This window comes from Zobellella iuensis, assembly GCF_016746085.1.
Classification (GTDB): domain Bacteria; phylum Pseudomonadota; class Gammaproteobacteria; order Enterobacterales; family Aeromonadaceae; genus Oceanimonas; species Oceanimonas iuensis.
On record NZ_JAERTZ010000033.1, the window covers coordinates 43,839 to 65,628 of the forward strand.

The following is a 21,790-nucleotide window of genomic DNA, read 5'->3' on the forward strand; positions in this document are numbered from 1 at the left end:
ATGAATATTTTCAGGATCCTGATGGTCCGGCTATGGCTGGTGGCGGGGCTGCTGGCCCCGGCGCTGCCGGTGGCGGCCCAGGTCGATGCCGGCCAGGCTTTGCTCGAGGCGCTGGATGCGCGCGCCTTTTCGGCCAAAAGCGAGGCCGTCGACGCCATTGTCGCCAGCCGGGATCCGCGGGCGCGGGACTGGCTGGCGGCGCTGCTCGACGGCCGCCTGCAACGCGGCAAGGAAGACCGGCGCTTCGTGCTGGTGATGAGCACCGGCGGCCGGCAGTGGCCGGTGGTCGATGCGCTCAGTCATGAGCCTCTGGGCACCCTGGGGCGCCGGGAGCTGGACCGGATCAGCATCAACAACAGCCTGCGCAACCAGCTGCGCAGCACCCTGGCGGTGCTGGATCTCCATGCCGACGACCCGGCCCTGCGGCGGGCCTCGGCCGAGCGGCTGCTGGGCGAGGTGGATGCCGAACTGGCGCCCACCCTGGCGGTGCTGATCCCGGAGGAGGCCGACGGCCAGACCCGGCGGCGGCTGACCCAGGCCCTGGCCATCCACCGGCTGGAGCAGGGCGACATCAGCGCCATCGAAACGCTGGCAGGCAGCCTGCACAGCCGGGTGCGCATCGCCCTCAACCGGGCGGCAGCAGGCGACGGCGAGCTGGCCGAGGCGGCCCGCAAGGCGCTGGCCGGCATAGAGCAGAACCTGAAGCTCAACCGCGCCGCCGAGACCCTCTATTTCGGCCTCAGCCTGGGCTCGGTGCTGGTGCTGGCGGCCATCGGCCTGGCCATCACCTTCGGGGTCATGGGGGTGATCAACATGGCCCACGGGGAACTGATCATGCTCGGCGCCTACACCACCTGGATGCTGCAACAGCTGCTGCCGGGCCAGCCGGGGCTGGCGCTGCTGCTGTCCATTCCCGCCGGTTTCCTGGTGGCGGCGCTCGCCGGCATCGCCATCGAGCGCGGTGTCATCCAGTTCCTCAAGGGGCGGCCGCTGGAAACCCTGCTGGCCACCTTCGGCGTCAGCCTGATCCTGCAGCAATTGGTGCGCACCCTGATCTCTCCGCTCAACCGCACCGTGGTCACCCCCGAGTGGATGAGCGGCTCCCTGGTGGTGAACGACGCCCTGTCGCTCACCCTCAACCGGCTCTATGTGCTGGGCTTCGCCCTGCTGGTGTTCGCCGGTCTGATGTGGGTGATGAAGGGCACCCGGCTGGGGCTGGAGGTGCGCGCCGTCACCCAGAACCGCACCATGGCCAGGGCCATGGGCATTCGCGCCACCCGGGTGGACATCCTCACCTTCGGCCTGGGCTCCGGCGTGGCCGGCCTGGCCGGGGTGGCCCTGTCCCAGCTCACCAACGTGGGGCCCAACCTGGGCCAGAACTACATCATCGACTCCTTTATGGTGGTGGTGTTCGGCGGCGTGGGCAGCCTCTGGGGCACTCTGGTGGCCGGGCTCTCGCTCGGGGTCATCAACCAGATCCTGGAACCCTGGGCCGGGGCCGTGCTGGCCAAGATCATGGTGCTGGTGTTCATCATACTGTTCATTCAAAAACGGCCGCGCGGGCTCTTCCCGCAGAAGGGCCGGGCGGCGGAGGCATAACGCATGTGGTTGACCCAACCCCTTAAAGAGCGCCAGACCCGGGTTTTTCTGGCGGTGTTGCTGGCGGCCCTGCTGCTGGTGAGCCTGGCCAACCTGCTGCTGCCGGCGGCGCACCCGCTGCACGTGTCCACCTACACCGTCACCCTGCTCGGCAAGTACCTGAGCTATGCCCTGCTGGCGGTGGCGGTGGACCTGGTGTGGGGCTATCTCGGCATCCTCAGCCTGGGCCACGGCGCCTTCTTCGCCCTGGGCGGCTACGCCATGGGCATGTACCTGATGCGCCAGATCGGCGACCGGGGCGTGTACGGCCACCCGGAGCTGCCGGACTTTATGGTGTTCCTCAACTGGGACAGCCTGCCCTGGTACTGGGCCGGCTTCGACATGGCCTGGTTCGCCTTCCTGATGGTGCTGTTGGCGCCGGGACTGCTGGCGCTGGTGTTCGGCTTCCTGGCGTTCCGCTCCCGGGTCACCGGGGTCTATCTGTCGATCATCACCCAGGCGCTGACCTTCGCCCTGATGCTGGCGTTTTTCCGCAACGAGATGGGCTTTGGCGGCAACAACGGCCTCACCGACTTCCGCGAGCTGCTGGGCTTCGATCTGCGCGCCGACACCACCCGGGTGGGGCTGTTTATCGCCTCCGGCATCGCTCTGGCGCTGGGCTACTGGCTGTGCCGGGCCCTGGTGCTGAGCAAGCTGGGCCGGGTGTGCGTGGCCTCGCGTGACGCCCAGGCCCGCACCCGCTTTATCGGCTACCGGGTGGAGCGGGTGCAGCTGTTCGTGTTCGTGCTGTCCGCCATGCTGGCCGGGGTGGCCGGGGCCCTCTACGTGCCCCAGGTGGGCATCATCAACCCCAGCGAATTCTCGCCGCTGTTCTCCATCGAAATCGTGGTGTGGGTGGCCCTGGGCGGCCGCGCCACCCTCTACGGCGCCGTGTTGGGCGCCCTGCTGGTGAACTACGCCAAGACGGTGTTCACCGGGGTCATGCCCGACGCCTGGCTGTTCGCCCTCGGCGGCCTCTTCGTGGTGGCGACCGTGCTGTTGCCCAGGGGCATCGCCGGCCTGCTGGCCCGCCGCCGTTCTTCCGCTGCACCCAAGGAGGCAAGCGCATGAAGATGTTCAAATCCCTGGCCCGCCGGGATCAGGTGTTCGACTTTATGGTGCCCGAGGTGTCGCCGGTGGACGTGCGCCACGGCCCCATCCTTTACCTGGAGGACGTGAGCGTGAGCTTCGACGGCTTCAGGGCCATCAACAACCTCAACCTCACCATCGACGACGGCGAGCTGCGCTGCATCATAGGCCCCAACGGCGCCGGCAAAACCACCATGATGGACATCATCACCGGCAAGACCCGGCCCGATAAGGGCCAGGTATGGTTCGGCAGCAAGCACAACCTGCTGCGGCTGTCGGAGCCGGAGATCGCCAGCCTGGGCATAGGCCGCAAGTTCCAGAAACCCACGGTGTTCGAAGAGCTGACGGTGATCGAAAACCTGGAGCTGGCCATGGCCGCCGACAAGCGGGTGCTGCCCACCCTGACCGCCCGGCTGAGCCCGGCGCAGCGGGATCGCATTCACGAGGTGGTGGCGCTTATCGGCCTCAGGTCCGCCGCCCACGAGCTGGCGGGCATCCTCTCCCACGGCCAGAAACAGTGGCTGGAGATCGGCATGCTGCTGATGCAGCGGCCCCGGCTGCTGCTGGTGGACGAGCCGGTAGCGGGCATGACCGAGCAGGAGATGGAGCTGACCGCCGAGCTGCTGACCAAGCTGGCCGGCAAGGGCAAGCAGTCGGTGGTGGTGGTGGAGCACGACATGGGCTTCGTGCGTTCCATCGCGCGCAAGGTGACGGTGCTGCACCAGGGCTCGGTGCTGGCCGAAGGCACCATGGACCAGGTATCCAACGACCCGCGGGTGGTCGAGGTGTACCTGGGGGAAGAAAGCGGCGCCGAGGTGGCCTGATGCTGACAATCGACAAACTCAACCAGTTCTACGGCGAAAGCCACACCCTCTGGGACCTGAGCCTGGACATCCCCCGCGGCCGCTGCACCTGCGTGATGGGCCGCAACGGGGTGGGCAAAACCACCCTGCTCAAGTGCATCATGGGCGAGGTGGCGGCGAAGAGCGGCAGCATCCGCCTGGACGATGGCACCGAACTCACCAAAAAGCGGCTGGAAGACAGGTCCCGGCTCAGGCTGGGCTATGTGCCCCAGGGCCGGCAGATCTTCCCGCTGATGACGGTGGAGGAAAACCTGCGCACCGGCCTGGCGGCCCGGGGCGATGGCCTGCGCCGGATCCCGGAGCGAGTCTATGAGCTGTTTCCGGTGCTGAAGGAGATGCGCCAGCGCCGGGGCGGGGATCTGTCCGGCGGCCAGCAGCAGCAACTGGCCATCGGCCGGGCCCTGGTGCTGGAGCCGGAGCTGCTGATCCTGGACGAGCCGGGGGAGGGCATACAGCCCAACATCGTCGCCGATATCGGCCAGGTGATCCGCCGGCTGATGACGGAAGACGGCCTCAGCGTGCTGCTGGTGGAGCAGAAACTGCCCTTCGCCCGCAAGTACGCGGATCGCTTCGTGATCCTGGATCGGGGCCGGCAGGTGGCCGAGGGCGAGATCGCCGAGCTGTCCGACTCCCTGATCAAGCGGCACCTGACGGTGTAGATCGGTCCGGATCGCGGCATCGATCTTGTTGCACTGCAAAAAAGCCCGGGCAACCGGGCTTTCAGCTTGCTGACAAAGTCCAGCTCCTGTTTTTTCGCCAGATATTTCCTTTTCCCGCAGCCGTTTTAACCCTAGTCATCTCCGCGAAGGCGGAGATCCATGACATGGTGCACTGGACTCCCGCCTTCGCGGGAGTGACCACAGAGTAATACGAAGGTTTGTCAGTACTCTGAAGCCCGGGCAACCGGTAGGGGGCAATGGCATGGGGCAAGGATGCCCCATGGCCGTTTTGGCTCAGCGCAGGGCCTCAAGCCGCTGCTGCAGTTCGGGGCTGGTCTGCAGCTGGTTGGCGATCAGGTTGTAGTCTTCCACCGACAGGCCCGATTCGGTCACGGCATCCACCATGCTTTCGTTGGCTTCCTGCTGGATGGCCTGGGCCTGCTGCTCATCTTCCACCTGGCTCAATTTGGCCATGGCTTCTTCCTGCAACAGGCTGATCTTGTCCTGGGCGGCGGCGAATTTCTCCAGCTGGGCATCATCGATGCCGGCGGCGGGCTGGGCCGCGGCCGGCGGCATGGCGGCAGTGCTCTGGGCAATGGCCGGGGCCGTGGCCAGCAACAGGGCGGACAGCAGGGCGGAAGCGGTCAGGGTCTTTTTCATCATAAACTCCTCGGTTGGCGTTATAGATTCCCCCTGACTAAGGCCAGGATCGTGCCAACCTTTGAATTTTTATTTTAACTGTCTGTTTTTTATGGTTATTTATATTGTTGCGTGGGTTGCTGTCGTAGCGGATACCGCACCGGAGGACGGGGTCTGTGTCTTTTTGTCATAGTGTGAATTATCCATTCGGGACAGGATGATACAGAGCCCATGTATTACCGGATAAAGAACGGGGTCGGGGGAGGCGGCATCGGCTGGCGGGTGGTGCTCTATGTGGTACTGCCCCTGTGGCTGATCCTGGCGCTGGGCGTCGGCCTGACCCTGCACCATGTCAACCTGGCGCAAGACGAGCGGCTCAAGGAGGACATCAAGCTGATCGCCCGGGCGGTGAGCGGGCCTATCGGCGACGCCCTGGCCGGCGGCGATATCAAGGGAGTCGAGCGCACCCTGTCGGCGGTGTTTTCCATCGGCCAGGTCTATGGCGCCTCGGTGTTCGATGCCGAGGGGCGGGTGCTGGCCTCGTCCGGCATCGCCGACCTCAGCCTGCGCAACCGCCCGGCCGCCACCCGGGTGATGCGGACCGGGGAACAGCAGGAGCTGTATCAGCGGACCGCGGGCCGGGACGTGTTTTCCCACTTCGTGCCGCTGACCGATGCGGGAGGCCGCATCAACGGCCTTATCCAGATCACCCGCCGGGCCAAGGACTTCGAGCAGTCCTTCGCCCTGTTGGCCAGAACCGCCTGGCTCGGCTGGTTGATTTTCGGGGTGCTGATGATGGGAGTGGTGATCTGGGGTCATTACCGGGGGCTGGGGCGCCACGTCAACGGCCTGGTGGCGGTGATGGACAGGGTCAAGGCCGGCGACTGGCAGCAGCGGGCGGCGCTGGCCGGCCCCCAGGAGCTGCGCCGCATCGCCCTGGGGCTGAACGAGATGCTGGGGGAAATCCGCAACCACCGGGCCCAGGAGCGGGCGCTCAACCGGCGCCTGCGGCACCAGCAGAAGATGGCGGCGGTGGGCACTGTGGTGGGCGGCATCGCCCACGAGCTGGGGGCGCCGCTCAACGTGATCGACGGTCGTGCCCGCCGGCTGCAGAAGCAGACCGATGAGCCCGAGGCCCAGCGCCAATTGGGCGCCATTCGCGGCCAGGTGTTGCGCCTGTCGCGCATCGTACGCCAGTTGCTGGATTTCAGCCGGCCCGAGTCCCGGGAGAGTGAGCCGGTGGAGCTGTACCGGCTGCTGGCGCAGAGCGCCGCCGCCGTGCGGTACGAACAATGGTCCGTCGCCGGGCTGAGCCTGCCGCCGTCCGGAAAACCGGTTTGGCTGCGGCTCGACGGTGCCCGGCTGGAGCTGGCCCTGGTCAATGTGCTGCGCAATGCCCTGCAGGCGGCGCGCAGCCGGGTAGAGGTTGCCGTACGGGAGCAGGAAGGGCGGCTTGCCATCGAGATCTCCGACGACGGCCCCGGCTTCGCCCTCGACCCCGAGCAACTGGTGGCCCCCTTCGTCACCACCAAACCCAAGGGCGAGGGCACCGGGCTGGGGCTGGCGATAGTGCACAACATCATGGCCGAGCTGGACGGCGGCCTGACGCTCACCACGGCCCCGGGCGGCGGCGCCCGGGTGATACTGACACTTGCGAGGAGTTCCCATGCCCAAGGCATCCATACTGCTGATTGAAGACGACGCCGCCCTGGCCGAGCTGCTGCAGGAAGAGCTGGAGGCGGAGTCCTACCGGGTGCGCCACGCCGGCTCGGCGGAGCAGGCCAGGGTCGAACTGGCGCGGGAAGTGCCGGATCTGGTGATCAGCGACGTGCGCCTGCCCGGGGCCGACGGCCTCAGCCTGTTGCCCCTGGTCAAGGGGCTGGCGCCGGCGCCGGCCATGCTGATCATCACCGCCTTCGGCACCGTATCCCAGGCGGTGGCGGCGCTCAAGGCCGGCGCCGACGATTTCCTCACCAAGCCCTTCGACATGGATCACTGCCTGCTGACCGTGGCCCGGCTGCTGGAGCACCGGGGCCTGAAGCAACAGCTGGAACGGGTGCTCAAGGGCGAGCGCTTTCACGATATCCTCGGCCAGAGCCTGCCCATGCGCCGGCTGTTCCAGCAGATCCGCCAGGTGGCCGGCGCCGAGGGCCCGGTACTGGTGCTGGGTGAGAGCGGCACCGGCAAGGAGCTGGTGGCCCGGGCCCTGCACCGGGAGAGCGGCCGGGCCGGCGGGCCCTTTCTGGCGGTGAACTGCGCCGGCATTCCCGGCGAACTGCTGGAAAGCGAATTTTTCGGCCATGCCAGCGGCGCCTTTACCGGCGCCAGCAAGGCGCGCACCGGCCTGCTGCGGGAGGCCGATGGCGGTACCCTGCTGCTCGACGAAATCGGCGAGATGCCGCTGGAGCTGCAGGCCAAGCTGCTGCGGGTGCTGCAGGAAGGCACCCTGCGCCCGGTGGGCTCGGACCGGGAGATCAGGGTGGATGTGCGCATCATCGCCGCCACCCACCGGGATCTGGAGCAGAAGGTGGCGGAGGGCAGCTTCCGCGAGGATCTGTTCTACCGGCTGGAAACCTTCTCCCTGCGGGTGCCGCCGTTGCGCGAGCGGGGCGAAGACATAGAGCGGCTGGCGCAGTTGTTCCTGCAGCAGGGGCGCGAGCGCAGCGGCAAGGCGGTCAGGGGCTTCGGCCCGGACTGCCTGGAGCTGTTTCACCGCTACCCCTTCCCGGGCAACGTGCGCGAGCTGCAAAACGCGGTGGAGCGGGCCCTGGTGTTCTGCGAGGAAGAGTGGATCCAGCCGGGCCACCTGCCGGCCCGGATGCTGAAGGCGGGGGCCGAGCCGCCGGTCCCCGCCGTGACCGACTGGCAGGACAGGGTCCGGGAGCAGTTGCCGCCGTTGAGCGAGCTGCAGCGCGACTATATGCGTTACGTGCTGCAGCAGACCAAGGGCAACAAGCAGCGGGCGGCCGAGATCCTGGGGGTGACCCGGCGCACCCTGTACCGCTGGCTGGAGCAGGAAGGGGTTTAACGCTCGGCGGCGATCACCGAGATCTCCACCAGCAGCTCGGGGCGGGCCATGGCGGCTTCCACGCAGGCGCGGGCGGGAGCATGGCCCTCGGGTACCCAGGCGTCCCACACTGCGTTCATGGCGGCGAAGTCGGCCATGGTTTTCAGGTAGATGGTGGCGGAGAGGATATGCTCCCGGCTGGAGCCGGCTTCGAGCAGCAGTTCGTCCACTTTTTCCAGCATGGTGCGGCTCTGTTCGGTGATATCCTGAGTGGCGTCCTTGCAGACCTGGCCGCACAGGTAGAGGGTGCCGTTGTGTTTGACGATGCGGCTCATGCGTTGGCCGATCTGCCGGCGTTCAATAGTCATTTGTACTCCTTTGATACGATAAGAACAGCAATATCCGCCAACCATTACCGATTGGCATGCGGATGTAAACTTTTGGGGATAGAAAGGGTGGAATAATATGGCGGTGATCACGGGGCTCAATCTTTATCCGATCAAATCAACGGCCGGGCTGGCGGTGCGGGACGCCTGGGTCTCCCGCGAAGGCCTGCGCGGCGATCGCCGCTATATGCTGGCCAGGCCGGACGGCACCTTCGTCACCGCCCGTACTCATCCCCGGCTGCAAGGGGTCGGGGTGACGCCGGTGGCCGGCGGCCTGGAGCTGCGCCATGGCGACCAGCCGCTGTCGGTGCGCCACCAGCAGTTCCAGTTGCAGCCGGTGTCCACCGGTGTCTGGGGCGACAGCTTCACCGCCTGGAGTACTCATGTTGATTATGACGCCTGGTTCAGCCGGATTCTGGGTGAGCCGGTGCAGCTGTTGTGGCTGGGCCAGCATTCCAACCGCTACCGGGAAAAGCTGGGCACCGGCGTCAGCTTCGCCGACGGCTACCCCTTGCTGCTGATCTCGGAAGGATCGCTCGCCGATCTCAACCTGCGTGCCGATGCCAAGATCGAGATGTCCCAGTTCCGCACCAACCTGGTGGTGCGGGGCGGCCGCCCCTTCGAGGAGGACGGCTGGCGCCGCATCCGCATCGGCGAGGTGGAGTTCCTGGTGGCCAAGCCCTGCAGCCGTTGCATCATGACCACCATAGAGCCCGGCTCCGAGCGCTTCAACTCCATGAAGGAGCCGCTCGCCACCCTGAGCCGTTACCGCCGTGGGGAAGATGGCGAGGTCTATTTCGGCCAGAACCTGGTGCCCCTCAACGAGGGCGAGATCCGCCTGGGCGACCAGGTGCAGGTGCTGGAATACGCCAGCGCCCCCATCTACCCGGACGCGGCGCCCAAACGCCGGCAGCTGGTGTGCGTGGAGCGCGAGCCCCTGGCCCGGGACATGGACACCTACTGGCTGGAGGCCATGGATCGCAAACCCCTGGCCGACTACCAGCCGGGCCAGCATTTGCCGGTGGCGCTGGACATCGATGGCCGCCGCCACCTGCGCCATTATACCCTGAGCTCCAGCCCGACCCGACCCGGCCGCTACGGCATCAGCGTCAAGCGCCAGCCCGACGGCCTGGTGTCCAACTGGCTGGCCGAGGCGCTGCAGCCGGGCCACGCCCTGCTGGCCCATGCCCCGGCGGGCGACTTCCACCTGCGGCCCGCCCGTTGCTACCTGCTGCTGTCGGCGGGCTCGGGGGTGACGCCCATGCTGTCCATGGTGCGGGCCATGGCGGATCTGGAGCGGCTGGAGGACGTGCACTTCCTGCACCTGTGCCGCGCCGAGGCCGACCTGCCCGCCGCCGCCGAGCTGAAGGCGCTGGCCCGGCGTCATCCCGGCCTGCGGCTCGATTTCGTGCTGACCCGGCCGGAGCGGGGCCAAGGCGGCCGGCTGGAGCTGGGCCAGCTGGCGGCGGTGCCGGCGCTGGCCGAGCGGGACGTCTACCTGTGCGGCCCGGCGGGCTTTATGCGCCAGGCGAGAGCCTGGCTGTTGGCGCTGGGGATACCGGCGGGCCGCATCCACCAGGAGAGCTTCGGCGGCCCGGTCGCCGTCGATGTTGCACGTGAAACAAAAGCGGTGCGGGTGCGCATCGGCGGGCGGGAATTCACCGGCAACAACCAGCAGGATCTGCTGACCCAGGCCGAAGGCCAGGGGCTGCCACTGCCCTGGTCCTGCCGTGCCGGCATCTGCGGCAGCTGCAAGCAGAACCTCAAATCCGGCGAGGTGGCGCAGCCCGAGGCTCCGGCCCTGTCGGCGGCGGAGCGGGAAGCGGGCATAGTGCTGGCCTGCTGCTGCGTGCCCCTGTCGGATGTGGAGCTGGAATAACTAAAAGAGGAGCCGGCTGCTGGCAAAGCTTGGTATTGCTCTGTGGTCACTCCCGCGAAGGCGGGAGTCCATATACGGAACCGACGACGGTTAACAGCGGTGATAAAGGGACTCAGTAGCCCAAGGCCCTGTCTTCCTGCAGCAGCTGTTGCACATCCTTGAGCGTGGTCAGCTGCTTGAGCAGCTTGTTGTTGTGCCGGATATCGGCCTTGAGCTCCTTGGTGTGGTCGGCGAACTGGCGGTCGCTGGAGGTGCTGCCCAGGTGCCGGAAGCGGTTCCAGATGGTCGACTCCAGGCCGTTGTCGGTAAAGACGGCTTCGTATTGCTCTTCCAGCTGGCGTAGCTGCCGGCGCAGCAGTTCGTTGATGCCGTCCAGATCCTGTTGCCCGAGCTGCTCCAGGGTGGCGCTGTCGAAATGCTGCCGGTGCAGTTCGAGCAGGGTGTGGATGTCGTTTTCCTGCCTGGCCGCCAGCAGTTGCTGCATCTGCTCGTGCTTGATCGCCTTTTGGGTCTTGTCCTGCTCCAGATCCGGGTGCAGCCTTTTCGCCAGCTGCTTGTACAGTCGGTGGATCAGAGCCTTGCCCGCGGCCTGGCCGTCGGTCTCGTCGGGGCCGAAAATATCATCCGCTTCCTCTTCTTCATCCTCCTCCAGCCAGTCCTCGTCGCCTTCCTGCATCTTCGCCATCATTTGCTGCAGAAAATCGGCCGGGCTGTGCATAAAGAGGTCGATGTCCTCGTCATCCAGCTCCAGGCCCAGCTCCTGGTAGACATCGCTCCGGATTTGCTCGCGCTCGGATTCCGTCAGCGGTGGGGTATCGGGCTGGGGGTAGTGTTGCTTGATCAGGCTTTCGAAGCGGACCAGTAGCCCGGTCCTGTCCAGCTCGGGAGCGGCGAAGGGATTGCTGGACAGCACTCCCAGCTCGTCATGTATCCAGTCGCAGAGCTCGTCCCTTTGCCACCGGGTCAGGGATTTGCGGGAGAGAAAGGTCAGCAGTCGCTCGACCAGTTGGTACTGGCTGCGGGCATGTTCCCGCTCCAGGGGCAATATCTCGGCGTTGAAGCGATCCACTATCTTGCGGACCCGCTTTTCCTGGCCCGCCAGGCGGGTTTTCTGCTTTTCTATCTTCTCCCACAGCAGCTGAAACTGGCCGGCAGGGGTGTGCTTGGCGGTTTTCTTCGGCTTGGGCCTGGTGGTGGCGAGTCGGGTCATGTCGGCGTCGGTATCGGGCAAAGAGGGGTCTATGTTAGAGGTTGTGGCGGGGAAAAGGCAATTGCCCTTAAGCGGGCAACCCGGCTTGTACTGGACTCCCGCCTTCGCGAGTGATAACGGGGCCGAGGGAGGGCAGGGGATCAGCAGTCGCACAAGGACTGCTGATCGCTTCCAGCTTCTGGCTTCCAGCTTTCGTCTTACCGGCTGGCCTCGTCCACCAGATAGAGGATGGACTCGTAGTTGACGCCGCTGTGGTGGCTGAGGCCCAGCTCGCAGGTGCGGCTGTTGCTCACCCCCCGGGTGCAGCCGGCGGGCACCTGGGCGCGCAGCGGCTTCAGGGCCGAGGCGTTGAGCTCGGGGGTGGTGAAGCCCTTGTCGCCGGCGAAGCCGCAGCAGTCGATGTGTTCCGGCACCACCACCCGGGCGGCGCAGCGTTTGGCCAGTTCCAGCATCTTGTCGGCCAGGCCCAGGTGCCGGCTGCTGCAGGTGATGTGCAGCAATACCGTCTCCTGCACCGGCTTCAGTTCGAGCCGGTCCAGCGCCTGTTCCAGGATAAACTGCACCGGCTCGAAGATGGCCAGCGGCAGCCCGGCCTGCTCCCGGCTGCGCTTGGTGCAGGGGCTGGTGTCCATCAGCACCGGCCAGCGGCCCTGCTCCGAGGCCTGCCACAGTTTCGCTTCCAGCTCGGCGGCCTTGCCGTCGGCCAGCGCCAGCATGCCCTTGCTCTGCCAGGGCTGGCCGCAACACAGGCTGGTGAGATCCGCGGGCAACAGCACGTCGAAGCCGGCCCGCTCCAGCACCGCCTGGGTGACCTCGGTCAGCGGGCGGCCGTCTTTGGCGCCCGGCGACTGGCCCAGGGTGCGGCTGGCGCAGGAAGGAAAGTAGACCACCTTGGGCCGGCCTTCATGCGGACTGCCGGCGCTGGGCCGGTGCCGGTTGGCGGCCGGGGTCTCCGGCAGCCACAGCGGCACCCTGTTCTTGCTGGCCTTGCGCAGCCCCCGGTTGAGCTTGCCCAAGGCCCGTTCGCCCAGCAGCCGGCGGCCGAGGGCGGCCGAGTTCAGGCCCAGGCCCACCAGGGCGGTGGTGGCGGCGAAGTGATCCGCGCTCCAGCGGGCGATGGGCTCGAATTTGCGGTAGCGCGCGGTGCGCAGTTGTCGCACCAGATCACCGGTATTGATGCCCACCGGGCAGCGCTGGGCGCACAGGCCGGTGGCGGCGCAGGTGTCCACCCCCTGGTACTGGAACACCTGCTCCAGGCCGTCCTCGACCGCTTCGCCCTGGGCGGCCCGGCGCTGCAGCTCGCGGAACAGCACGATGCGCTGGCGCGGGGTCAGGCTGAGATCCCGGGACGGGCACACCACCTCGCAGAAGCCGCACTCGATGCACTTGTCGACGATGGCGTCGGCGGCGGGCAGGGGCTTGAGATCCTTGAGATGGGCCTGGTGGTCGTCGTTGAGGATGACCCCGGGGTTGAGGATGCCGTCCGGATCGAACAGCGCCTTGATCTGCTGCATCAGGGTATAGCCGTCCTGGCCCCATTCCAGCTCCACATAGGGCGCCATATTGCGGCCGGTGCCGTGCTCGGCCTTGAGTGAGCCCTGGTATTCCACCGCCACCAGCTGGGCCACGGCGTCCATAAAGCCGCCGTAGCGGTCCAGCTCGGCTTGCGAGTCAAATCCCTGGGTGAACACGAAGTGCAGGTTGCCGGCCAGGGCGTGGCCGAAGATGATGGCTTCCGAGTAGCCGAAGCGGTCGAACAGCTCGGTGAGCCTGCGCACCGCCGGTGCCAGTTGTTCCACGGGGAACGCCACGTCCTCGATGATCACCGTGGTGCCGGTTTCGCGCACCGCGCCCACCGCCGGGAACATGCCCTTGCGCATGGCCCAGAGGGTGGCGCAGCGGGTTTTGTCCTGGGTAAAGGGCACCTCGTTGCGGCGTTCGAAGCCGGCCACCGCCGCCATCGCCTGCTCGCATTTGGCCAGCAGTTCGGCCTCGTCGGCGCCGTGCACTTCCACCAGCAGGGCGGCGGCTTCCAGATCCAGCTCGCGGATAAAGCCGGGCATGCCCGCCTTGTCGGCGATGGATTTCAGCGCCCGGCCGTCCATTAGCTCCACCGCCGCCACTTCGGTGCCGGCCAGGGCGGTCACCGCCCGGCAGGTGGTTTCGATCTCCGGGTACACCAGCAGGCAGGAGGCCTTGAAGGGGTGATCCGGCACTGTGTGATAACTGACCTCGGCCATAAAGCCGAGGGTGCCTTCGGAGCCGATCATCAGGTGGGCCAGGATGTCGAAGGGATCTTCGAAGTCGACCAGGGCGTTCAGGCTGTAGCCGGTGGTGTTCTTCAGCCGGTATTTGTGGCGGATGCGCTCGCAGAGCTCCCGGTTGGCCCTGACCTCCTCGCTCAGTCGTTGGAGGCCGGCCAGCAGTTCGGGCTTCTGCTCGGCGAAGCGGGCCCGGCTTGCCGGGTCCCGGGTGTCGAGCCGGGTGCCGTCCGCCAGCACCAGCGCCAGGCCGTGCAGGGTCTGGTAGGAATTCTGGGCGGTGCCGCAGCACATGCCGGAGGCGTTGTTGGCGGCGATGCCGCCGATCTTGCAGCTGTTGATGGACGCCGGATCCGGCCCTATCTTGCGCCCGAAGGGGGCCAGGTAGCGGTTGGCGTCGGCCCCGATCACCCCGGGTTGCAGGGCGATTTGGTGGCCGTTCTCAATAATTTTGTGCTTGCGCCAGTCGTCGGTCAGGGTGATCAGCACCGAGTCGGACACCGCCTGCCCCGACAGGCTGGTGCCGGCGGCGCGGAAGGTACAGGGGATGCGGTGCTGGCGACACAGTTGCAGTACCCGCACCACTTCATCGGTGCTTGCCAGGCGCAGCACCATCCTGGGGACCAGCCGGTAGAAGCTGGCGTCGGTGCCGTAGGCCAGGCACAGGGACGGATCCTGGATGATGCGCCCGGCGGGCAGGAAGCCGGCCAGCGCCTCGGCCAGTTGTTGGTAACGCGGCTCCATCAGGCGTCCTCCAGGATCAGCACCAGCAGTTCCTTGGGCCCGTGGGCGCCATAGGCCAGGGTCTGTTGGGGTATGAGCGCGGTCATTATGCGTCCTCCAGGATCAGCACCAGCAGTTCCTTGGGCCCGTGGGCACCATAGGCCAGGGTTTGTTGGGGTATGAGCGCGGTCATTATGCGTCCTCCAGGATCAGCACCAGCAGCTCCTTGGGCCCGTGGGCGCCATGGGCCAGGGTCTGTTGGGGTATGAGCGCGGTCATTATGCGTCCTCCAGGATCAGCACCAGCAGTTCCTTGGGCCCGTGGGCGCCGTAGGCCAGGGTCTGCTGGATATCGGCGGTCTTGGACGGGCCGGACACCAGCAGCAGGTTGGTGGGCATGCCCTGGTGCCAGCCCTGGGCGGCCATCATGGCCGGCAGGTTGGGGTGCAGGGTGGAGGCCCTGAGGATGGCGATATGGCGCGGCGGCACCAGCGACAGGGTGCGCGGCTCGGCCGGGCCCGGCCACAGCACCAGGCTGCCGGTGGCGGCGATGGCGCCGTGGCAGCCGGTGATGCCCGCGTCCACCCGGTTGAACAGTTCGTCCTTCCAGGCTTCCAGGGGGCGGTCGAACGGTAGCTGTTCGGCGGTGCCGGCCAGGGCCTGGCTTATTTCCCCGAAGAAGTCGCCGCCGGTGCCGGTGGCGACGCACTGGAGACCGGCCTGCTCCACATGGGTTTTCAGGGTGTCGACCAGTTCGGCCCGGGGCAGGTGGCGTACCTCGGCGTGGTTCTGCTCCAGCAGCTCGGTCAGGCGGGCCAGCATCTCTGCCTGCCCGCTCTGGTTCCAGATGGGATAGTCCGGGTCGTTTACCGGCAGCGGCTGGGCCTGGGCCTGGCGCAGCCGGTCGAGAATGGCGTGACGGGCGTTCGACATTACTTGTTCCTCTCGGCCATAAGCTCGCGCAGGGTTCTGGCGGCGGGTTGAGGGGCGGTGCGGCAGCGGGTCCAGGGGCCCAGTTTCTTCGGCAGCAGGCCGCGCAGCCGGGTCGCGCACCAGCTCAGCATAAGGTACAGGGCCGGGCGGCTGGTGACCAGGCCGAAGCTGCGCCAGATCAAGGCTTCGGTGCGGCTGGCCGCCGCCTTCTGGCCGCGCAGGGGCGGCACGCCGGGGCGCGGGTCCTGCTTGGCCTCGTGGCGCAGCCGCTGCAGCAGCTCGGGGATGGGAATGCGCACCGGGCACACCTCGCCGCAGGCGCCGCACAGGCTGGAGGCGGTGGGCAGATCCTGGGTGGCTTCCAGCCCCATCAGGTGGGGCGAGATGATCTTGCCGATGGGGCCCGGATAGACGGTGCCGTAGGCGTGGCCGCCGATGCGGGTGTACACCGGGCAGTGGTTCATGCAGGCGCCGCAGCGGATGCACTGCAGGGTCTTGCGCATTTCCTCGTCCACAAAGGCCTGGCTGCGGCCGTTGTCGAGCAGCACCAGGTGCACTTCCCTGGGGCCGTCCAGCTCATCGTCCTTGCGCGGGCCGCTTATCATGTTGAAGTAGGTGGTGATGGTCTGGCCGGTGGCGGAGCGGGTGAGGGCGCTGAACAGCGGCGGCACGTCGGCCAGGAACTCCACCACCTTCTCGATGCCGGTGATGGCGATATGCACCTCGGGCACCGTGGTGCACATGCGGCCGTTGCCTTCGTTTTCCACCAGGCAGAGGGTGCCGGTTTCGGCCACCGCGAAGTTGACGCCGGACACCCCGATGTGGGCCTCGCGGAATTTCTCGCGCAGCACATTGCGGCCGGTCTGGATAAGCCGATCCACGTCCAGGGTGTGGGTGAAACCGGGCACGTGCTCGGCGAACAGATCCGCCACCTGCCGCTTGTTCTTGTGGATGGCGGGCATGATGATGTGGGACGGGGTCTCGTTGCCGAGCTGGACGATATATTCGCCCATGTCGCTTTCCAGGCAGCGGATGCCCTCTTTTTCCATCTGGTGGTTGAGCTCGATTTCCTCGCTCACCATGGACTTGCCCTTCACCGCCAGGGTGCCGCCGTGGGCGCGGATGATGTCGGCGAAGATAGCGTTGGCCTGCTCGGCGTTTTCGGCCCAGTGCACCCGGATGCCGTTGGCGGTGCAGTTGGCCTCCAGCTGCTCCAGCAGCTCGGGCAGCTTGCTCAGGCAGCGCTGGCGGATGGCCTCGGCCCGGTCGCGGATGGCCTGTTCCTCGTCGGCGTCGGCGAAGGCGGCCTTGCGCTTGTCGCGCAGGTAGTCCATGGCGCCGCGGAAGTTGGCGCGCAGCTCGGGGTTGGCCAGGGCCGCTTCGGCCTGGGGATGGAACAGTTGGGGCTTATTGTGCATGAGCTCCCTCCAGTCGTTCCAGCAGGAAGCTGGCCAGGTGAATGCCTTTCATCTCTTTCTTCTGGTATTCGAAGGCGCCGTTGATATTGAGCAGGCAGCCCCAGTCGGCACTGATGAGCTGGGCGGCGCCGGTGTCGTTCAGGTGTTGGGTCTTGTCCTGCACCATGGCTTCGCTGATGGCCGGGTGGCGCACCGAGAAGGTGCCGCCGAAGCCGCAGCATTCGCTCTCGTAGGCCTGCTCGCGCAGCTCCACCCGGTCCAGCTGGCCCAGCAGTTGGCGGGCGGTGATGTGCACCTTCATTTCCCGGCGGGCGGCGCAGGAAGTGTGCAGCACCACCGAGGTGGCCGGGCCCTGGTCGCTGAGCCGGATGCGGCAGACCTGCACCAGGAATTCGGTCAGTTCGAATACCCGATCACAGAATTGGTCGGCCTGCTGTTGGTGTTCGCTGCCGGCGAACAGCCGGCGGTAATGGTGGTGCATCATGCCGCCGCAGGAGCCGGACAGCACTACCACCGGCCAGGGCTCGGGGAACAGCGCCATCTGGCTCAGGGCCGTGGTCCTGGCGTCGTCTTCGTAGCCGGAGGAGTAGGCGGGCTGGCCGCAGCAGCTTTGCTTGGGCACGTAGATGACTTCGACCCCGGCCAGCTCCAGCAGGCGGATGGCATCCAGCCCGCTCTGGGGCGAGAACATGTCCACCAGGCAGGTGGCGTAGATATACACCTTTGCGGGTTTGGCCGGATAGATACGGATAGCGGACGACATAGACATTTACCTTCAGTTTTTAACAGAATTTGACAGCCCGGGAGTGGTCGACCAAAGGGCCGACTCCGCCGACACGCTGTTGGACTTGCTCTCGCCCTTTCAGCCTGCTGCGAACATTCACTGGATGTTCGGTCAGGCTGAAAGGGCTCGTCATGGCGAGCAAGCTCGCCCCCTGTACGCTCGGACACGCCTTCCCTGGCGTGTCACGGTCGGCTGAGCCGGTCCCTTTGTTCTCCTACCGGCCTTTGAGTGGCCTGCATGGGCCCGGAAGTCTGTCAGCCACCTGTATTGCTTCTTTTTATGCAGGGAGCCGGGTTTGTCCCGGCTCGGTCTGTCAGGATAACTTCAACAAGGGATCCGAAATGCCCAGGCCATAGATGGCGATCATGCCGATGATGCCGATGGCCACCAGGTAGTAGAGGGTGGGCAGGGCGGTCTTGCGCAGCGTGGTGCCTTCCCGGCCCAGCAGGCCGACGGTGGCCGAGGCCGCCACCACGTTGTGGATGGCCACCATGTTGCCGGCGGCGGCGCCGATGGCCTGCAGCGCCACTATCAGGGCGGTGGACACTCCCAGGGTCTGGGCCACCTCGAACTGGAACTGGGAGAACATCATGTTGGACACGGTGTTGGAGCCGGCGATAAAGGCGCCCAGGGCGCCGATGACGCCGCTGATGGCGGGGAAGAAGTCGCCCACCAGGTTGGCGGCCACGTTGGCGGTCATCACCGGCATGCTGGCGATGTCGGCGCCGTTGACCCCGGAGTTGATGAAGATGCGCACCATGGGCACGGTGAACATCAGCACGAAGCCGGCGCCGATCAGGGTTTTGGACGACTCGGCGATGGCCGGGCCGAAGGAGCGCAGTGAACGGGTCTGGGTCAGCACCGCCACCAGGGACACGAACACCAGTATGCCGCCGGGCAGGTACAGGGGCTGGATGCCGGCGCTGATGCCCGCTTCGCCCAGGATGTTGCTGAAGGCGATGTTCCAGCCGGTGAGCAGGCCCTTGAAGCTGTCGCTGGTGCGGCTCAGCACCAGCAGCACCGGCAGCAGCAGGTAGGGGAACCAGGCCAGGCCCAGGCTGATCGGCTTCTTCCTCAGATCGTCGGTGTTGATGGTGAGCGAGCCCAGCCATTCCGCCGGCCAGTGCTGCTCTTCCGGGAAGTCGAAGCGGCTCTTGGGCACCAGGAAGCCCTTGCGCGCGGCGGTGACCACCAGGGCCAGGCCGACCAGGCCGCCGACCAGGGAGGGGAATTCGGGGCCGAGCAGCACGCCGGTGAGGGCGTAGGGCACGGTAAAGGCCAGGCCGGCGAAGATGGCGAAGGGCAGAATGTCCAGGCCTTCCTTCCAGCTTTTGTTCTTGCCGAAGAAGCGGGTCAGCATCATGCACATGAACAGCGGCATCAGTATGCCGACCATGGCGTGGATCACCGCCACGTTGCTGGTGACGGTTTGCAGGTAGGCGTCCCAGCCGGAGCCGTGTTCGGCCAGGGTACTACCGATGGCGCCATTATCCAGGCCGGTGGTCACGCCGACGATGATGGGGGTGCCGACGGCACCGAAGGAGACCGGGGTGCTCTGGATCATCATGCCCATCAGCACCGCGGCCAGGGCGGGGAAGCCCAGCGCCACCATCAGCGGGGCGGCCACGGCGGCGGGGGTACCAAAGCCGGAGGCGCCCTCGATAAAGCAGCCGAAGCACCAGGCGACGATAATGGCCTGGATGCGGCGGTCGGGAGAAATGGCGGTAAAGCCGTTGCGGATGGTGGTAATGGCGCCGGTATGCTTTAAGGTATTGAGCAGCAGTATGGCGCCGAAGATGATCCACAGCAGCGAAATGGAAATCACAAAACCCTGCAGGCTGGAGGCGATCACCCGGGTGGCGCTCATATCCCAGGCCCAGAGGGCGATGAGGGCGGTGAGGATAAAGGCCAGGGGCATGGCGCGCTTGGCCGGCCATTGCAGGCCCACCAGCAGGATGGCGGCGAGCACTATGGGCGAGAACGCCAGCAGTGCCAGTAGGGTATCATTCAGCATAGTTGGTCACTTCCATGGTTTATTTAGGGTCATCACAGACACGCTTTTTTACTGTAGGGTACGAGTTGCAAACTCGGTGTTAACCGGGTGTAACTTTAATTCCATGTTTTTTGTGGATATATAGATTTAGTGAAACTCATTGTTTCCAAAACGGGATAAATGATGCCGAGAACCGATGATCTCATCCTCTTTGCCCAGGTGATCGAGCTGGGCTCCTTCAGCAAGGCGGCGGAGGCCAACGGCCTGGCCAATTCGGTGGTCAGCAAGCGCATCGCCCGGCTGGAAGAAGAGCTGGGCAGCACCCTGATCCACCGCACCACGCGGCGCCTGACCCTGAGCGAGGCGGGGCAGGTGCTGTATCAGCGGGCACGGCTGGTGGCCCAGTCGGCCCAGGAGGCGTTCGACGCCGTTACCGGCTACAGCCAGGCGCTGCAGGGGCATATCCGCCTGTCGGTGCCGACCATTTCCGGGGAGCTGCTGCTGGCGGAGGCGGTGGCCGAATTTTGTGAGCTGCATCCGGCTATTTCGGTGGACATGTCCCTGGAGAACCGCTTCGTGGACCTGATTGGAGAGGGCTACGACCTGGTGATCCGCACCGGCCACCTGGACGACTCCAACCTGATCGCCCGCCATATCCTGGACTCGCGCTGGACCATCTGTGCCGCTCCCGCTTATATTAGCCGTCACGGCAAGCCTCAGGCGCCGGAAGACTTACTCCAACATAACTGCCTTATCTATAGCTATCAGGAAAGCGGTGCCCGCGATTGGCTGTTCAGCCGCCACGGCGAGATCTACCCCTTGCGGGTGGGCGGCAATTTTTCCACCGACAACGCCGCCGCCCTGCGCAAGGCGGCCATCGCCGGTTTTGGCCTGGCCTATGTGCCGCGTTGCCTGGTCTATCCCGACCTGCAAGCCGGGAAGTTGGTTGAACTGCTGCCGAGCCGGGTGGGCAAGGTGCTGGGCATTTATGCCGTCTATCCCTACAGCCGCCAGCCGCCCCGCAAAATCAAGTTGTTGATCGAGCACATCCGTGCCCGATATATGGATATCAAGCATTACTTTTGATGAGGTTGTCCCATGATTAAAACCGCCGTGATTGGCTACGGCCAGTCCGCCAGTATTTTCCACCTGCCCTTTATCAACAGCCTGCCCGAGTTCGAGCTGGTGGCCATCAGCACTTCCAAGCCGGAGAAGGTGGCCAATGACTGGCCCGGGGTGCAGGTGTATACCGACGTGGATCAGATGCTGGAGGAGTCCGGTGCCCGGCTGGTGGTGATCACCGCGCCCAACGAGGTGCACTACGAGCTGGGGCGCAAGGCGCTGAACGCCGGCCTGCACGTGGTGATGGAAAAGCCCATGGTGACCCAGGTGCACCAGGGCGCCGAGCTGATGAAGCTGGCGGCCGCCAAAAACCTGTGCCTGATCCCCTTTCACAACCGCCGCTGGGACAGCGATTTCCTCACCATCCGCAAGCTGATCGCCGACGACAAGCTGGGCCCCATCCACGCCTTCGAGTCCCATTTCGACCGCTTCCGGCCCACGCCGCGCCAGCGCTGGCGCGAGCAGCCGGGGGAAGGGGTGGGCACCTGGTTCGATCTGGGCGCCCACCTGGTGGATCAGGTGCTGGTGCTGTTCGGCAAGCCGCTGGCGGTGACCGGCCGTTGCCTGGCGATGCGGCCCGGCTCCCAGGTAACCGACTACTTCCATGTGCAGCTGCATTACAGCGACAAGGAAGTGCTGCTGCATTCCAGCTCCTACCATCCGGGCCCGACCCTGCGCTTCAAGCTGCAGGGCGAGCGCGGCTGTTATATCAAGAAAGGGTTCGATCCCCAGGAGGAGCGGCTGCACGACGGCATAGTGCCGGACTCGCCCTACCTGGCCAAGGAAGCCGAGTCGGACTACGGTACCTTCTACTCCGACGCCGAGCCGGAGGTGATCGAATCGTCGATAGGCGGCTACCGCTACTTCTATGAAGCCACCGCCAAGGCCATCCGCGGCGAGGGCCCCATTCCGGTCACCATTCAGGACGCCCTGGACGGGCTCAATATCATCAACCTGGCGATGAAGAGCTCGGCGGAAGGGCGCACCCTGCCGATTGGGGACACCACTTTCTGAGCCATGGACAGGAGTCGCGCCGGACTTTATCGCGGAGCGCCGTTGCAGAAGGGCGGCCCACTCTCGGATTTCTTTGTGGTCACTCCCGCGATTATTCCGTCACTCCCGCGAAGGCGGGAGTCCAGTACACACCTTCATCATGGATCTCCGCCTTCGCGGAGATGACTACAGGG

The 21,790-nt window shown here is 65.9% G+C and carries 17 protein-coding genes; 9 read left to right on the forward strand and 8 right to left on the reverse strand.

The genetic code is table 11. From position 1 onward, the window contains the following. From urtB to urtE, 4 genes are read left to right on the forward strand one after another with little or no spacing between them, the layout of a single operon-like run. Entirely contained in the window at window positions 1-1,599 is a 1,599-nt protein-coding gene (urtB, locus tag JKV55_RS18695) for an urea ABC transporter permease subunit UrtB (RefSeq protein WP_202088559.1), read from the forward strand. Window positions 1,600-1,602: 3 nt separating this feature from the next. After that, window positions 1,603-2,709 (forward strand): urea ABC transporter permease subunit UrtC, encoded by a 1,107-nt coding sequence (urtC, locus tag JKV55_RS18700; protein WP_202088560.1) that lies wholly within the window; start codon window positions 1,603-1,605, stop codon window positions 2,707-2,709. After that, entirely contained in the window at window positions 2,706-3,551 is an 846-nt protein-coding gene (gene urtD, locus JKV55_RS18705; RefSeq protein WP_237332998.1) for an urea ABC transporter ATP-binding protein UrtD, read from the forward strand. The genes urtC and urtD overlap by 4 nt, the downstream gene beginning before the upstream one ends. Next, window positions 3,551-4,249, forward strand: a complete 699-nt coding sequence (gene urtE, locus JKV55_RS18710; RefSeq protein WP_202088561.1) for an urea ABC transporter ATP-binding subunit UrtE — start codon at window positions 3,551-3,553, stop codon at window positions 4,247-4,249. Before urtD ends, urtE begins: the two co-directional genes overlap by 1 nt. Before the next feature lie 294 nt (window positions 4,250-4,543). Here the strand turns inward: urtE and JKV55_RS18715 are convergent, their stop codons facing one another. Further along, a complete protein-coding gene (locus tag JKV55_RS18715) occupies window positions 4,544-4,909 on the reverse strand; it encodes a DUF4168 domain-containing protein (RefSeq protein WP_202088562.1) in 366 nt (121 codons plus the stop codon). Window positions 4,910-5,119: 210 nt separating this feature from the next. Between JKV55_RS18715 and JKV55_RS18720 the strand changes: the two genes are divergently transcribed. Both JKV55_RS18720 and JKV55_RS18725 read left to right on the forward strand, forming a co-directional pair. Then, window positions 5,120-6,583: an ATP-binding protein gene (locus JKV55_RS18720; protein WP_202088563.1), complete on the forward strand. Its 1,464-nt coding sequence runs from the start codon at window positions 5,120-5,122 to the stop codon at window positions 6,581-6,583. Further along, window positions 6,555-7,916 carry a sigma-54-dependent transcriptional regulator gene (locus JKV55_RS18725; RefSeq protein WP_202088564.1) on the forward strand — a complete coding sequence of 454 codons (1,362 nt, stop codon included), beginning with the start codon at window positions 6,555-6,557 and terminating at the stop codon, window positions 7,914-7,916. Before JKV55_RS18720 ends, JKV55_RS18725 begins: the two co-directional genes overlap by 29 nt. Here the strand turns inward: JKV55_RS18725 and JKV55_RS18730 are convergent. After that, window positions 7,913-8,263, reverse strand: coding sequence for a RidA family protein (locus tag JKV55_RS18730; protein ID WP_202088566.1), 351 nt, complete (start codon window positions 8,261-8,263; stop codon window positions 7,913-7,915). The genes JKV55_RS18725 and JKV55_RS18730 overlap by 4 nt on opposite strands. Before the next feature lie 97 nt (window positions 8,264-8,360). Between JKV55_RS18730 and JKV55_RS18735 the strand changes: the two genes are divergently transcribed. Next, a complete protein-coding gene (locus tag JKV55_RS18735) occupies window positions 8,361-10,160 on the forward strand; it encodes a hybrid-cluster NAD(P)-dependent oxidoreductase (protein WP_202088567.1) in 1,800 nt (599 codons plus the stop codon). A gap of 112 nt (window positions 10,161-10,272) precedes the next feature. Here the strand turns inward: JKV55_RS18735 and JKV55_RS18740 are convergent, their stop codons facing one another. The 6 genes from JKV55_RS18740 to JKV55_RS18765 all read right to left on the reverse strand — a co-directional run bounded on the left by JKV55_RS18740 (window position 10,273) and on the right by JKV55_RS18765 (window position 19,502). Continuing rightward, window positions 10,273-11,391 carry a hypothetical protein gene (locus JKV55_RS18740; RefSeq protein WP_202088568.1) on the reverse strand — a complete coding sequence of 373 codons (1,119 nt, stop codon included), beginning with the start codon at window positions 11,389-11,391 and terminating at the stop codon, window positions 10,273-10,275. A 176-nt stretch (window positions 11,392-11,567) separates the two neighbouring features. After that, window positions 11,568-14,375: an FAD-binding and (Fe-S)-binding domain-containing protein gene (locus tag JKV55_RS18745; RefSeq protein WP_202088569.1), complete on the reverse strand. Its 2,808-nt coding sequence runs from the start codon at window positions 14,373-14,375 to the stop codon at window positions 11,568-11,570. 257 nt (window positions 14,376-14,632) lie between these two features. Then, the gene (locus tag JKV55_RS18750; protein ID WP_202088570.1) at window positions 14,633-15,286 is read right to left on the reverse strand and encodes a LutC/YkgG family protein; all 654 of its coding nucleotides are present in this window, start codon (window positions 15,284-15,286) and stop codon (window positions 14,633-14,635) included. After that, window positions 15,286-16,704 (reverse strand): LutB/LldF family L-lactate oxidation iron-sulfur protein, encoded by a 1,419-nt coding sequence (locus JKV55_RS18755; RefSeq protein WP_202088571.1) that lies wholly within the window; start codon window positions 16,702-16,704, stop codon window positions 15,286-15,288. Before JKV55_RS18755 ends, JKV55_RS18750 begins: the two co-directional genes overlap by 1 nt. Beyond that, window positions 16,694-17,467, reverse strand: coding sequence for a (Fe-S)-binding protein (locus JKV55_RS18760; RefSeq protein ID WP_202088573.1), 774 nt, complete (start codon window positions 17,465-17,467; stop codon window positions 16,694-16,696). Before JKV55_RS18760 ends, JKV55_RS18755 begins: the two co-directional genes overlap by 11 nt. 334 nt (window positions 17,468-17,801) lie before the next feature. After that, complete coding sequence (locus tag JKV55_RS18765; protein ID WP_237332999.1) at window positions 17,802-19,502, reverse strand: L-lactate permease; 1,701 nt, start codon at window positions 19,500-19,502, stop codon at window positions 17,802-17,804. Window positions 19,503-19,661: 159 nt separating this feature from the next. Between JKV55_RS18765 and JKV55_RS18770 the strand changes: the two genes are divergently transcribed. Further along, window positions 19,662-20,567, forward strand: coding sequence for a LysR family transcriptional regulator (locus JKV55_RS18770; protein ID WP_202088574.1), 906 nt, complete (start codon window positions 19,662-19,664; stop codon window positions 20,565-20,567). A 12-nt stretch (window positions 20,568-20,579) separates the two neighbouring features. Beyond that, window positions 20,580-21,617, forward strand: coding sequence for a Gfo/Idh/MocA family oxidoreductase (locus JKV55_RS18775; RefSeq protein WP_202088576.1), 1,038 nt, complete (start codon window positions 20,580-20,582; stop codon window positions 21,615-21,617). Window positions 21,618-21,790 lie beyond the last annotated feature (173 nt).

Coding starts and splice junctions, on each gene's coding strand:
- urtB (WP_202088559.1), top strand. CDS start 1: ATGAATATTTTCAGGATCCTGATGGTCCGGCTATGGCTGGTGGCGGGG.
- urtC (WP_202088560.1), top strand. CDS start 1,603: ATGTGGTTGACCCAACCCCTTAAAGAGCGCCAGACCCGGGTTTTTCTG.
- urtD (WP_237332998.1), top strand. CDS start 2,706: ATGAAGATGTTCAAATCCCTGGCCCGCCGGGATCAGGTGTTCGACTTT.
- urtE (WP_202088561.1), top strand. CDS start 3,551: ATGCTGACAATCGACAAACTCAACCAGTTCTACGGCGAAAGCCACACC.
- JKV55_RS18715 (WP_202088562.1), bottom strand. CDS start 4,909: ATGAAAAAGACCCTGACCGCTTCCGCCCTGCTGTCCGCCCTGTTGCTG.
- JKV55_RS18720 (WP_202088563.1), top strand. CDS start 5,120: ATGTATTACCGGATAAAGAACGGGGTCGGGGGAGGCGGCATCGGCTGG.
- JKV55_RS18725 (WP_202088564.1), top strand. CDS start 6,555: ATGCCCAAGGCATCCATACTGCTGATTGAAGACGACGCCGCCCTGGCC.
- JKV55_RS18730 (WP_202088566.1), bottom strand. CDS start 8,263: ATGACTATTGAACGCCGGCAGATCGGCCAACGCATGAGCCGCATCGTC.
- JKV55_RS18735 (WP_202088567.1), top strand. CDS start 8,361: ATGGCGGTGATCACGGGGCTCAATCTTTATCCGATCAAATCAACGGCC.
- JKV55_RS18745 (WP_202088569.1), bottom strand. CDS start 14,375: ATGGAGCCGCGTTACCAACAACTGGCCGAGGCGCTGGCCGGCTTCCTG.
- JKV55_RS18750 (WP_202088570.1), bottom strand. CDS start 15,286: ATGTCGAACGCCCGTCACGCCATTCTCGACCGGCTGCGCCAGGCCCAG.
- JKV55_RS18755 (WP_202088571.1), bottom strand. CDS start 16,704: ATGCACAATAAGCCCCAACTGTTCCATCCCCAGGCCGAAGCGGCCCTG.
- JKV55_RS18760 (WP_202088573.1), bottom strand. CDS start 17,467: ATGTCGTCCGCTATCCGTATCTATCCGGCCAAACCCGCAAAGGTGTAT.
- JKV55_RS18765 (WP_237332999.1), bottom strand. CDS start 19,502: ATGCTGAATGATACCCTACTGGCACTGCTGGCGTTCTCGCCCATAGTG.
- JKV55_RS18770 (WP_202088574.1), top strand. CDS start 19,662: ATGATGCCGAGAACCGATGATCTCATCCTCTTTGCCCAGGTGATCGAG.
- JKV55_RS18775 (WP_202088576.1), top strand. CDS start 20,580: ATGATTAAAACCGCCGTGATTGGCTACGGCCAGTCCGCCAGTATTTTC.